The sequence below is a fragment of the Microbacterium caowuchunii genome (genome assembly GCF_008727755.1).
Taxonomy (GTDB): domain Bacteria; phylum Actinomycetota; class Actinomycetes; order Actinomycetales; family Microbacteriaceae; genus Microbacterium; species Microbacterium caowuchunii.
In genome coordinates this window covers 1,313,784-1,325,991 of the sequence record NZ_CP044231.1, presented here as the reverse complement: position 1 = coordinate 1,325,991, position 12,208 = coordinate 1,313,784, and the positions used below count along the sequence as shown (strand labels likewise).

At 70.7% G+C, this 12,208-nt stretch carries 12 protein-coding genes; 5 read left to right on the top strand and 7 right to left on the bottom strand.

What is annotated here, in order from left to right:
• Positions 1 to 46: 46 nt before the first annotated feature.
• The 3 genes from ilvD to F6J84_RS06300 are packed head-to-tail and all read right to left on the bottom strand — an operon-like array spanning position 47 to position 3,976.
• Positions 47 to 1,753, bottom strand: a complete 1,707-nt coding sequence (gene ilvD, locus F6J84_RS06310; protein WP_150972291.1) for a dihydroxy-acid dehydratase — start codon at positions 1,751 to 1,753, stop codon at positions 47 to 49.
• On the bottom strand, positions 1,750 to 2,574 hold the full coding sequence (gene otsB / locus F6J84_RS06305; RefSeq protein ID WP_150972289.1) for a trehalose-phosphatase: 825 nt from the start codon (positions 2,572 to 2,574) through the stop codon (positions 1,750 to 1,752). The genes ilvD and otsB overlap by 4 nt, the downstream gene beginning before the upstream one ends.
• A 4-nt stretch (positions 2,575 to 2,578) precedes the next feature.
• Positions 2,579 to 3,976, bottom strand: a complete 1,398-nt coding sequence (locus tag F6J84_RS06300) for an alpha,alpha-trehalose-phosphate synthase (UDP-forming) (protein ID WP_150972287.1) — start codon at positions 3,974 to 3,976, stop codon at positions 2,579 to 2,581.
• Positions 3,977 to 4,089: 113 nt separating this feature from the next.
• Here F6J84_RS06300 and F6J84_RS06295 point away from each other — a divergent pair, with 113 nt between their 5' ends.
• Positions 4,090 to 4,347, top strand: coding sequence for a hypothetical protein (locus tag F6J84_RS06295; protein ID WP_150972285.1), 258 nt, complete (start codon positions 4,090 to 4,092; stop codon positions 4,345 to 4,347).
• A 29-nt stretch (positions 4,348 to 4,376) separates the two neighbouring features.
• On the opposite strand, the gene F6J84_RS06290 is transcribed toward F6J84_RS06295, so the two are convergent.
• The 3 genes from F6J84_RS06290 to F6J84_RS06280 are packed head-to-tail and all read right to left on the bottom strand — an operon-like array spanning position 4,377 to position 6,993.
• Positions 4,377 to 5,561 carry an acetyl-CoA C-acetyltransferase gene (locus F6J84_RS06290; RefSeq protein WP_150972283.1) on the bottom strand — a complete coding sequence of 395 codons (1,185 nt, stop codon included), beginning with the start codon at positions 5,559 to 5,561 and terminating at the stop codon, positions 4,377 to 4,379.
• Entirely contained in the window at positions 5,558 to 6,211 is a 654-nt protein-coding gene (locus F6J84_RS06285; protein WP_191905770.1) for a CoA transferase subunit B, read from the bottom strand. The genes F6J84_RS06290 and F6J84_RS06285 overlap by 4 nt, the downstream gene beginning before the upstream one ends.
• A 2-nt stretch (positions 6,212 to 6,213) precedes the next feature.
• Positions 6,214 to 6,993 (bottom strand): CoA transferase subunit A, encoded by a 780-nt coding sequence (locus tag F6J84_RS06280; RefSeq protein WP_150972281.1) that lies wholly within the window; start codon positions 6,991 to 6,993, stop codon positions 6,214 to 6,216.
• 107 nt (positions 6,994 to 7,100) lie between these two features.
• On the opposite strand from F6J84_RS06280, the gene F6J84_RS06275 reads away from it, so the two are divergent.
• The 4 genes from F6J84_RS06275 to F6J84_RS06260 all read left to right on the top strand — a co-directional run bounded on the left by F6J84_RS06275 (position 7,101) and on the right by F6J84_RS06260 (position 9,690).
• The gene (locus F6J84_RS06275; RefSeq protein WP_238702621.1) at positions 7,101 to 7,883 is read left to right on the top strand and encodes an IclR family transcriptional regulator; all 783 of its coding nucleotides are present in this window, start codon (positions 7,101 to 7,103) and stop codon (positions 7,881 to 7,883) included.
• 195 nt (positions 7,884 to 8,078) lie between these two features.
• Positions 8,079 to 8,672 carry a sulfite oxidase-like oxidoreductase gene (locus F6J84_RS06270; RefSeq protein WP_150972280.1) on the top strand — a complete coding sequence of 198 codons (594 nt, stop codon included), beginning with the start codon at positions 8,079 to 8,081 and terminating at the stop codon, positions 8,670 to 8,672.
• On the top strand, positions 8,669 to 9,394 hold the full coding sequence (locus tag F6J84_RS06265; RefSeq protein ID WP_150972278.1) for an FAD-binding oxidoreductase: 726 nt from the start codon (positions 8,669 to 8,671) through the stop codon (positions 9,392 to 9,394). The genes F6J84_RS06270 and F6J84_RS06265 overlap by 4 nt, the downstream gene beginning before the upstream one ends.
• Entirely contained in the window at positions 9,391 to 9,690 is a 300-nt protein-coding gene (locus tag F6J84_RS06260; RefSeq protein WP_150972276.1) for a DUF6510 family protein, read from the top strand. Before F6J84_RS06265 ends, F6J84_RS06260 begins: the two co-directional genes overlap by 4 nt.
• A gap of 31 nt (positions 9,691 to 9,721) precedes the next feature.
• On the opposite strand, the gene F6J84_RS06255 is transcribed toward F6J84_RS06260, so the two are convergent.
• On the bottom strand, positions 9,722 to 12,199 hold the full coding sequence (locus F6J84_RS06255) for an MMPL family transporter (RefSeq protein WP_150972274.1): 2,478 nt from the start codon (positions 12,197 to 12,199) through the stop codon (positions 9,722 to 9,724).
• Between the last annotated feature and the right edge of the window lie 9 nt (positions 12,200 to 12,208).

Sequence of the window (12,208 nt, the reverse complement as noted above, 5' to 3'; positions counted from 1 at the left end):
TGATCGACCTCGAGAAGAAGCGGAGTTGGATGTCGAGTGCCAGGGATTACCCCGTGACCGCGCCCTCCGCAGCGGAGCGCACGAGCTTGGAGTACTTGGCCAGGACGCCACGGGTATAGCGCGGGGGAAGGGGTTCCCAGCCGGAACGGCGGGAACTCAGCTCTGCGTCGTCGACGAGTAGGTCGAGAGTGCGAGCGGCGATATCGACCCGTATCAGATCACCATCGCGCACGAAGGCGATGGGACCTGCGTCCACCGCTTCGGGTGCTATGTGGCCGATGCACAGGCCGGTTGTGCCGCCCGAGAATCGTCCGTCCGTCAACAGTAGTACATCTTTTCCGAGCCCGGCGCCCTTGATGGCGGCGGTGATCGCCAGCATCTCGCGCATGCCGGGACCGCCCTTCGGACCCTCGTACCGGATGACGATCACGTCTCCGGCGTTGATCGCGCCGGCCTCCAGCGCGTCCATCGCCGAACGCTCGCGCTCGAAGACGCGCGCAGGTCCTTCGAACACGTTGGCATCGAAGCCCGCCGACTTGACGACGGCTCCTTCGGGGGCCAGCGTTCCATGCAGCACGGTCAGCCCGCCCGTGACGTGGATGGGGTCGTCGAAGCGGTGGATGACGTTGCCGTCCACGGGGTCCGGGTCGAGTTCCCGGAGGTTCTCGGCCATCGTCTTGCCCGTGACGGTCAGTGCATCGCCGTGGATCAGACCCTCGTCGAGCATGGCCTTGAGGATGACCGGGATGCCTCCGTGGCGGTCGACGTCGTTCATCACGTACTGACCGAAAGGCTTCATGTCGGCCACGTGCGGAACCTTGTCGCCGATGCGGTTGAAGTCATGCAGGCTCAGCTCGACCTCTGCCTCGTTGGCGATCGCGAGCAGGTGCAGAACGACGTTCGTGGAACCGCCGAGAGCCATCGCCAGCGCGATCGCGTTCTCGAACGCCTCCTTGGTCAGGATGTCGCGGGTCGTGATGCCCTGCCTGAGCAGGTTGACGACGGCCTCGCCGGAGCGGTGGGCGAAGTAGTCGCGACGGCGGTCGGCGGCGGGCGGGGCCGCGGAGCCCGGGAGCGACAGCCCCAGCGCCTCGGCGACCGAAGCCATGGTGTTCGCGGTGTACATCCCGCCGCACGCACCCTCCCCCGGGGCGATCGCGCACTCGATGCGCTTGAGGTCCGCCTCGCTCATCTTGCCCGCCATGCAGGCGCCCACGGCCTCGAACGAGTCGATGATGGTGACATCCTTCTCGGTGCCGTCGCTGAGCTTGACCCAGCCGGGAGCGATCGATCCGGCGTACAGGAAGACGCTGGACAGGTCCAGGCGCGCCGAGGCCATCAGCATCCCCGGGATGGACTTGTCGCAGCCGGCCAGCAGCACGCTGCCGTCCAGACGCTCCGCCATCATGACCGTCTCGACCGAGTCGGCGATGACCTCGCGGGAGACCAGCGAGAAGTGCATCCCCTCATGGCCCATCGAGATGCCGTCGGAGACGGAGATCGTGCCGAACTGCAGCGGGTATCCCCCGCCGGCGTGGACGCCCTCCTTGGCGCCCTGAGCCAGGCGGTCGAGGCTCAGGTTGCAGGGGGTGATCTCGTTCCAGCTGGACGCGATACCGATCTGGGGCTTGTCCCAGTCCTCGTCGCCCATTCCCACGGCGCGCAGCATGCCGCGGGACGTGGTCGCCTCGATGCCGTCGGTGACGGCTCGGCTGCGGGGTTTGATGTCGATGGCTTCGTCGGGGTGGCTCACGGATGCAGTCTATTCCCGCCCGGGGCACCCTCCGGCGCCGCCGGGGCGCGCACGCCGAGCGCGTCGGCTCGCCGCCGGGCGAGTTCGAGCAGGAGGGTCGCGAGGGCGTCGGCGTCGGGCACGCGGATTCTCGCCGCCGTCTCGCCCTCCCCCACGCGGACGCCGAGATCGCCGGGTGCGAGGCTGGCCAGCGCATCCTCGTCGGTGACGTCGTCACCGGCGAACAGGACGGCGGTCGCCCGGACGCGTTCCCGGAGCGCCGCGACGGCGCTGTCCTTGCCCTCATGCCGGTAGGCGTACTCGACGATGTTCCGGCCGCTCCGCCGGCGCCAGTGCGGCGCCCGCTCGGCGAGGAGCGCGTCGACACGCTCCTCCGCGACGCGGGAGTCCGCATCCGACGCCAGCCGCGTGTGCAGTCCGAGCCCGAACGTCTTCGGCTCGATCCAGGCGCCCTCGAGACCGGCCACGGCGTCCTCGGCTGCGGCCTGCAGGTCGTCCCGCAGCGCACGGGCCTCGGCGTCGTCGGCGGTCGCTTGCGCACCGCTGCCGGGATGCCAGAACTCGGCCCCGTGGGAGCCGGAGAGCAGGAACACCGAGTCGTCGCCGTGCTCGCTGATCACCCGCAGATCACCCAGGGTCCGCCCCGACACGAGAGCGACGGTCGTGTCGGGCAGAGCGGCCAGGGCGTTCAGCGCCTCGCGGGCCGCAGGAAGCATCCGCGCGGCCATCGGTTCGTCCTGCAGCGGGGAGAGGGTCCCGTCGAAATCCAGCGCGATCAGGAGCCGCGCGGTGGACGCGATCGGTGCGAGGTCGTCGGACACGTCGTCACTCCCCCTTCTTGGCTGCCAGGGCGCCGAGGAATTCGCGCGACCAGTCCTCCACGTCGTGGTCCCGCACACGGCGGCGCAGCGACCGCATCCTGCGGCCCTGCTCTGCCGGGGGCATCTCGATCGCGCGCATGATGGCGTCCTTGAGCCCCTCGATGTCGTGCGGGTTGACCCGCAGCGCGCTGGAGAGCTCATCCGCCGCGCCGGCGAACTCGCTCAGCACGAGCACCCCGCGGTTGTCGATCCGGCTGGCCACGTACTCCTTCGCCACGAGGTTCATGCCGTCGCGGAGCGCGGTGACCAGCATGACGTCGGCGGCGAGGTACAGCGCGACCATCTCCTCGCGCGGATAGGAATGGTGCAGGTACCTGATCGCCGAGTGACTGGTGGTGTCGAATCCTCCGTTGATGCGGCCGACGGTCAGCTCGATCTCGTCACGCAGCTGCATGTAGGCCTCGACGCGCTCCCGGCTGGGGCTGGCCACCTGCACCAGGGTGACGTCCTCCACCGACAGCTTCCCGTCCTCGAGGAGCTCGCCGAAGGCCTTCAGACGATGCCGGATGCCCTTGGTGTAATCGAGGCGGTCGACTCCCAGCAGCACGCGGGCCGGGTTTCCCAGCTCCGCGCGGATCTCCTTCGCGCGCGCCTGGATCTCCGGCCGCTGCGCGAGCTGCACGTAGGACTCGGCGTCGATCGAGATGGGGAAGGCCTTCGCGAGGGCGACGCGGCTCGTGCCGTCCGCCAGCGGGACCCGGATGCCGGATGCCTTGGTCTCGTACCGCAGCTGCCGGCGCACGGCACGCGCGAAGTTGCCCGCGTCGGCGACGCGCTGGAATCCGATGACGTCGGCGCCCAGCAACCCCTCGAGCACCTGGCGGCGCCACGGGAGTTGCGAGAACAGCCCGTACGCGGGGAACGGGATGTGGTGGAAGTAGCCGATCGTCAGGTCCGGGCGCGCCTCGCGCAGGAATTTCGGCACGAGCTGCAGCTGATAGTCCTGCACCCAGACGGTGCCGCCCGGGGCCGCGGCCTCGGCGGCCGCGTCCGCGAAGCGGCGGTTGACCGTGACGTAGGCGTTCCACCACTCGCGCTTGTACCGGGGTGCCGAGATGACGTCGTGGTACAGCGGCCAGATCGTGTCGTTGGAGAAGCCCTCGTAGTAGAGCTCGACGTCCTCCGCGGAGAGGGTCACCGGCACGAGCTGCGTGCCCTCGAACTCGAAGGGTTCGACGACGAGGTCGGCCTTGCCCGGCCACCCGACCCAGGCTCCCTCGCTCTTGCGCATCACCGGCTCGAGAGCGGTGACGAGGCCTCCGGGGGACCTGCGCCATCCTCCCTCCGCGTCACGATCGACGGGCAGACGGTTGGCGACGACGACGAATTCAGCCTGGGACACGCGGCGACTCCTTGTGTTCGCGGGGTTCCCTCAGGCTACAGGGGGTGTCGCACGGCCACGCCGACGCCGTCAAGCGGACTATCCTCCGGCTTTCCGACCGCTAACGTGGCTGCATGCGCAAGTACCTCTTCGGCTCAGGACTGTTCAGCGCGATCGTGGCCGGCACCACGCTGCTGCGCAGCCTCCGGGACCGCGACGAGACGTTCACCTGGCGTACGGCGCTCGCGTGGCTGAACTGGGGCATCACCCTGGCCCTGGCCATCGGGGCGATCACCGACACCTTCCGCGCGGGACGCGGGCACACCGTGGCGGGGGACTCCCCCGTCTCGGGCGACGAGCAGAAGCTCCTGAAGAAGCACCTGCGCCGCTGACGCGCCCGCGCCCACGCGCCGGAACGTGATCAGCGCATCAGGATGAGGGCGTCGCCCTGTCCCCCGCCGCCGCAGAGCGCGACCGCGGCCGTGCCGGTGCCGCGACGGAGCAGTTCGTGGACCGCGTGCACGACGAGCCGGTTGCCCGACGCCCCGATCGGGTGACCGATGGCGATGCCGCCGCCGTGGATGTTGACCACGTCGTCGTCGAGGCCGAGTTCGCGCTGCGAGCGGACCACCACGGCGGCGAACGCCTCGTTGATCTCGACCACATCCAGGTCGGATGCGGTGATCCCCTGCTTCTCGATGGCCTTCGCGATCGCCCGTGCCGGCTGGGCGTGCAACGAGTTGTCCGGCCCCGCGACCTGACCGCTCGCGCCGAGCACGGCCAGGACCGGCCAGCCCCGCTCATCAGCGTGGGTGCGCGTGGTCAGGACCACGGCGGAGGCCCCGTCGGAGATCTGCGAGGAGTTGCCGGCGGTGATGGTCCCCCCTTCGGCGAACGCGGGGCGGAGCTTCGCCAGCGTCTCCACGGTCGTATCGGGACGGATGCCCTCATCGGCGGTCAGGACGAGCGGCTCGCCCTTGCGCTGCGGCACCTCGACGGGGATGATCTCCGCGGCGAACACGCCCGCCTCCGCTGCCGCGGCAGCGCGCAGGTGGGATCGCGCGGCGACCGCATCCTGTTCCGCGCGGGTGACCTCGTACACCGGGTTCAGGCGTTCGGTGGACGCGCCCATGCTCTCCCGGTCGAAGGCGTCGGTGAGCCCGTCGTACGCCATGTGGTCGAGCACCTCGACGGTGCCGTAGGACCAGCCCTCGCGGGACCCCATCAGCATGTGCGGAGCCCGGGTCATGGACTCCATCCCGGCGGCGACGACCACGGTCGCGTCGCCGGTGCGCAGCATCCGCGCTCCATCGATGATGGCCGTCAGGCCGGACAGGCAGACCTTGTTGACCGAGGCGGCGTGCACGTCCCAGCCGATGCCGGCCGCGATCGCGGCCTGGCGGGCCGGGTTCTGCCCGGATCCCGCCGGCAGCACCTGCCCGACGAGCACGGCGTCCACCGCCTCGGCGGGGATGCCGCCGCGGGTCAGCGCCCCGCGGATGGCGAGTGCCCCCAGCTCGGGGGCGGAGAACGAGGAGAGCTGCCCCTTCAGGCGCCCCTGGGGCGTGCGTGCGGCGGCAACGATGACGACGTCGTCGGTGTTCATGACTCAACCCTAAGCATGTCGGAGACGGTCAGCGGCGGTTCGGTGGCGGCGACGACCTCGTCCACGGTGACGCCCGGGGCGGTCTCGACGAGGACGAGGCCCCGGGGGGTCACGTCGATCACCGCGAGGTCGGTGATGATCCGGTCGACGACGCCCCGCCCGGTGAGGGGCAGGCTGCACGCGTCGACGATCTTGGGCGTGCCGTCCTTCGCGACGTGCTCCATGAGCACGATCACCCGTCCGGCACCGTGCACGAGGTCCATGGCGCCCCCCGGGCCCTTCACCATCTTCCCGGGGATCATCCAGTTGGCGAGGTCACCGGTCGCGGAGACCTGCATGGCCCCCAGGATGGCGGCGTCGATCTTCCCTCCCCTGATCATCCCGAAGCTCGTCGCCGAGTCGAAGTACGCCGCCCCCGGCAGGATCGTGACGGTCTCCTTGCCGGCGTTGATGAGGTCGGGGTCCACATCCGCCTCGACCGGGTAGGGCCCGACCCCGAGGATGCCGTTCTCGGACTGCAGGACCACCGTCACGCCTTCCGGAACGTGGTTCGGCACGAGCGTGGGCAGTCCGATGCCGAGGTTCACGTAGGAGCCGTCGGCGAGCTCGCGGGCCGCGCGGGCGGCCATCTCGTCGCGGGTGAGTGCCATGGTCACTGTCCTTCCGCTGCGGCGCGCACGGTGCGCCGTTCGATGCGCTTCTCGATGTCGGGGCCGACCTCGAGGATCCGGTGCACGAAGACGCCGGGCAGGTGCACCGCATCCGCCTCGATCTCCCCCGGCTCCACCAGGTGCTCCACCTGGGCGATGCACACGCGCCCGGCCATCGCCGCGAGCGGGTTGAAGTTGCGGGCGGCCTTGCGGAAGACCAGGTTCCCGTGGCGGTCGCCCTTCCAGGCGTGCACGAGCGAGAAGTCGGTGACGATGGACTCCTCCAGGACGTACTGGCCTTCGCGGTCGCCGAGCGCGAAGGTGCGCACCTCCTTCACGGGGGACGCCACCGCGATCCCGCCGCTGCCGTCGTAGCGGCGCGGCAGACCGCCCTCGGCGACCTGGGTGCCCACGCCGGTCTGTGTGAAGAAGGCGGCGATGCCGGATCCGCCCGCGCGGAGCTTCTCCGCGAGCGTCCCCTGCGGGGTCAGCTCGAGCTCGAGCTCACCGGAGAGGAACTGGCGCTCGAACTCCTTGTTCTCTCCCACGTACGAGGAGGTCATCTTGCGGATGCGGTGGGCGTTCAGGAGGATCCCGAGCCCCCAGTCGTCGACGCCGCAGTTGTTGGAGACGATCGAGAGGCCCCCGGTCCCCTGCGCATGGAGGGCCTCGATGAGGGCCATGGGATTGCCGGAGAGGCCGAACCCGCCGACGGCCAGGCTCGCTCCGTCGGGGATGTCGCGCACGGCATCGGCCGCGCTCCCCACTTCCTTGTCGATCATGGACGGCTCCTTCGTCTCGGTGGTCCGCCTCCAGCCTCGCGCCGCGCGCGGCGGCTCGCCGCATCCGTGTTTGCGATGTGGATGCGGACGCACCTAGTGTCCATATCGTGGACAACGATGCGATCCCGGGTACCCAGAGCGTGGCCCGCGCAGCCCGGCTGCTCCGGCTCGTGAGCGCGGCGGGCACCGAGGGGCGGCACGTCGTGGAGCTCGCCGGCGATGCGCACCTCACGCGCCCCACCGCGCACCGACTCCTCGCGGCGCTCCGCCGGGAAGGGCTCGTCGACCAGGACGAGCGGACCGGGCGCTGGGTCACCGGACCGGAGCTCTACCTGATGGGCACCGTCGCCGCAGCACGGTACGACATCACCGACATCGCCCGCGACATCGTCCGCTCGCTGGCCGTGCGGACGGAGGAGAGCGCGTTCCTCTCGGTTCGACGCGGCGACGAGACCGTCTGCCTCCTGCGCGAGGAGGGGAGCTTCCCCATCCGCTCCTTCGTCCTGTCCGAGGGTGTCCGGTTCCCCCTGGGCGTGGCATCGGCGGGGCTCGCGATCCTCGCCTTCCTCGAGCCCCACGATGTGGACGCGTACTTCGACCGGCATCCCGAGCTGGCCGACCGGTACGGCGCGGCACACGGCGAGAAGCGGCTGCGCGCCCGGCTGCGGGAGACCGCGGAGCGGGGCTATGCGGTCAACCCCGGACTCATCGTCGAGGGCAGCTACGGCCTGGGTGCTGCGGTCTTCACCCGGGAAGGGCATCCGCAGTGGGCGCTGAGCCTGACCGGTGTGGAGTTCCGCTTCGCAGCCGAACGGCGGGCGGAGCTCGGCCGGATCCTGCTCGCCCACGCCCACCAGCTCTCCACCCGGATCGCCGCCGGCGGACGCTGACCCCCTCTCCCCTCCCCCCTCTCCTCCCTCTCCCCCCTCTCCCCGCGAGACTGCATGCTACGCACGAGACAGCGCGTGGCACGGTCGGTTTCGTGCGGGGGATGCAGTCTCGCGGAGGAGGGGGGCTACGGGGGTATCGCGCGGACGGGCTCGCCTCTAGGGTGGGCGTGTCGGCGGGCGGCGGAAGGAACGGTCATGGCCGGGTTCTCACGGGGTTTCGGAGCGAGACGACGCGAACCGGTGCCCGACCTTCCCCCCGGGCAATACCTCACCGAGGACTTCCCGGTGCTCTCGGCCGGGCCCACGCCGCGCATCGCCCGCGAGGACTGGAGCTTCCGCATCCTCACCGAGCGGGGCATCTCGGCGACCTGGACGTGGGACCAGCTGATGGCGCTGCCGATCGAGGAGGTCCACACCGACATCCACTGCGTGACCCGATGGTCCAAGCTCGGCACAACCTGGCGCGGCGTCTCGCTCGACACCCTCTTCGCCGACGTCGAGACCGACGACGACTACGCGATGGCGCACTCCTACGGCGGGTACACGACCAACATCCCCCTGGAAGACCTCCTCGACGGCAAGGCGTGGGTCGCGTTCGAGTTCGACGGCGAGCCGCTCGAGCCCGAGCACGGCGGTCCCGCACGCCTGCTCGTGCCGCACCTGTACTTCTGGAAGAGCGCCAAGTGGGTCAACGGCATCACCCTGCAGGACCGTGACGACCCGGGGTTCTGGGAACAGAACGGCTACAACCTCCACGGCGACCCCTGGAAGGAGGAGCGCTACTGGTGATCGTCGGCGGCTGGCTGCCCGCCCGGGTGGCCGAGATCCTCCCCAGCACCGAGCACGCCCGCATCCTCCGGCTCGCGGTCCCGGACTGGCCCGGCAACCGCCCGGGTCAGCATCTCGACATCCGCCTGACCGCGGAGGACGGCTATCAGGCGGAGCGCTCCTACTCCATCGCGAGCTCCGGCGCGGGGACGACCGTGGAGCTCGGCGTCGACCTGGTGCCGGACGGGGAGGTCTCGCCCTATCTCACCCAGGACATGCGGGTCGGCGACACCCTCGAGGTGAAGGGGCCGCTCGGCGGCTACTTCGTCTGGGATGCGGACGACCCGGCACCCGTGCAACTGGTGGCGGGAGGCTCCGGCATCGTGCCGCTGATCGCGATCGCCCGGGCACGTGCGGCGCTGCTCTCCGGCGCCCCGATGCGCCTGCTCTACTCGGTGCGCTCCCCCGCCGACGCGATGTTCCGGGACGAGGTGGACCGGCTCGGCATGGGCGTGCTCGGTGTGACGTGGGCCTACACGAGATCCGCGCCCCCGGGGTGGGCGGGCCACGTGGGACGCCTGACCCCCGACTCCGTCGCCCAGGCGGTCTGGCCGCCGGAGTCGGACGCGCTCGCCTTCGTGTGCGGCCCGACCGGCTTCGTCGAGAACGCCGCCGACCTGCTCGTGCGCAGCGGCTACGATCCGGCGCGCGTGCGCACCGAGCGATTCGGAGGACTGTCGTGAACGCATCCCACCCCGGTGCCCCGGACGAACGCGTCCGTCACGTGGACGGCAACGCGCTCGCCGGGCTCCTGACCGAGGTGTTCGTGAGCGACGCGTCCATGCTCGTCCTCACCTGCCGGCAGTGCGGAACCGCCGGCCCCCTCGGCGGGACCGACGTGGAGGACGACGGCGTCGGGGCGATCGTCCGGTGCCGGCACTGCAGCCGGACCCTGCTGACCGTGCTGCGCACCGGATCGGGCGTCACGCTCTCGGTCGCTGCGCTGGCCCAGCTCGACGTCCCCCGCCCGGAGGCGTGAGGACGCTCGGCGCGCGCAGCGACCGCCCGGATCAGCGCACGCCCGAGCCGAGAACCGGTTCGCTGTGCGGGACGGGATGCGCGCGCTCCAGCGCGGCCCCCTCCACATCCACGTCCGGGATGATGCGGTCCAGCCAGCGCGGCAGCCACCAGGCCTTGTCACCGAAGAGGTGCATCAGCGCGGGCACGATGACCATCCGCACGACAAACGCGTCGAAGAGCACGCCGATGGCGAGGCCGAAGCCGAGGGGTCGCACCATGCCGAGGTGGCTGAAGACGAACCCGCCGAAGACGGCGGCCATGATGATCGCCGCCGCGGTCACCACCGCACGCCCGTTGCGCAGGCCCGCGACGACGGACCGGCGGGCGGACATCCCGTGCACGTACGCCTCCCGCATCCCGGACACCAGGAACAGCTGGTAGTCCATGGCGAGGCCGAACAGTACGCCCATGATGATGATCGGCGCGAAGCTCAGCACGGGTCCCGGGTCGTGGACGCCGAAGACGTCGGCCAGCCAACCCCACTGGTAGATCGCGGTGACCGCACCCAGCGCTGCGAACAACGAGAGCACGTAACCGGCGGTCGCGATGACGGGGACGAGGAGGGACCGGAACACGACGATCATGATGATCAGTGAGAGACCGACCACGACGACGAGGTAGATCGGCAGGGCGTCCGCCAGCTTCTCCGAGACATCGATGTTCCCGGACGCCTGCCCTGCGACGCCGAGCTCGATCCCCCCGTCGATCGGGGACAGCGCCCGCAGCTCGTGGACCAGCGCTTCCGTACCCGCGCTGGAGGGACCGTCCTCGGGGAGCACCTGGAAGGCGAAGACCGCGCCGTCCTCCGAGACGGCTGCGGGCGCGACCGCCGTGACGCCGTCCTGCGCCATGAGCTGTTCGACCACGTCCACCTGCGTCGCCACGCGCTCGTCCTCGGCGACGGGCTGCGGCATCTCGGCGACGACCAGGATCGGACCGTTCTGACCGGGCCCGAACTCCTCGGTCACGGTCTTGTACGCCTGGTACTGCGTCGTGTCGGTGGCCTCGGAGGACCCGTCCGGAAGGCCGAGCCGCATGGACAGTGCGGGGATGGCGATCACCAGCAGGGCGATGATGGCGAGCGCCGCAGCACCCAGGGTGCGCCCCGTGCGCATCGGGTGGATCTCGGCGGGCGCGTGGTCCGGGTGTCCGATGCGGTCCCGCAGCCCGCGGCGCAGCACGCGCACCTTCATCAGGCCCAGCAGGGCGGGGGTGACGGTGATCGAGACGAGTACGGCGATCAGCACGCACGCGGCGCCCACGATGCCCATCACCCCGAGGAACGGGATACCGGTCACCAGGAGCGCGACGAGGGCAACGATGACCGTGGACCCGGCGAAGACGACCGCGTTGCCGGCCGTTCCGTTGGCGAGCCCGATGGACTCCTGCAGATCCATTCCGGCCAGCACCTGCTTGCGGTGCCGGTTGAGGATGAACAGCGAATAGTCGATGCCCACCGCGAGCCCCAGCATCACGCCCAGCACCGGCGTCACCGAGGCCATGTCGACGACATCGGAGAACGCCAGGGAACCGGCCACGCCCACCCCGACCCCGATGACCGAGCTGATGAGGGGGGTGACGGCGGGAAGGAACGCCCGCATCATCAGCAGCAGCACGAGAGCGGCGATCAGCACGCCGACGATCTCGCCCGGGCCGATGAGCCCGTCGACCGTCGAGGTGATCGTCGAGGAGTAGTCGAGCGTCACGCCGGGGATGCCGGCGTCATCCAGGAGAGCGGCGACCTCGCTCTTCACCTCGGGGGCGAGGGTGAACATGTCGTCGTCGAACATGATCGTGCCGATGGCGGTGCCCCCGTCGGCGGAGACGGTGCGGATCTCCGCTGCCGCGTCGAGGAGTGCCGTGCCGTCGGAGAGTGCGGCGGACTGCTCCTCCAGGGTCGCGCGGTTCTGCGCGATCTCTGCCCGGCCCGCGTCCAGCTGCGCCTGCTGTGCCGCGAACTGCGCGGCCGCCTGCTGGGCGACGCCCGCCGCCTGAGCCTGCGCGATCGCTGCGTCGAGCTGCGCCTGACCGGCGTCCAGCTGTGCCTGCGCCGCCTCCAGCTGCTCCCGGCCGGCGTCGAGCTGGGCGCGTCCCGCATCCAGCTGCGCTGCCTGGTCGGCGCGCTGGGTCTCGGCGGAGAACGGGTCCACCACCCCGGCGACGCCCTCCACCTCCGCTACCTCGTCCATGACCTCGGCGATGCGCGCTTCCTGCCCCGCATCGAAGGATCCGTCCTCCGCGGAGAACACCACCGACGCCGTGGCGCCGGTGAGGTCGGGCAGCGCGTCGGCGAGCCGGTCGTTGACCCGCTCCGTCTCGGTGCCGGGGATGCTGAAGCTCTGGGCCAGGGTGCCGCCGAAGGCGAGGAACGCGCCGCCCGCCAGGGCGAGGACGAGGATCCATCCGCTCAGGACGAGCCAGGCGCGACGGGCCGCGAAGCGACCGATCCGATAGAGGAGCTGTGCCACGAGATGCCT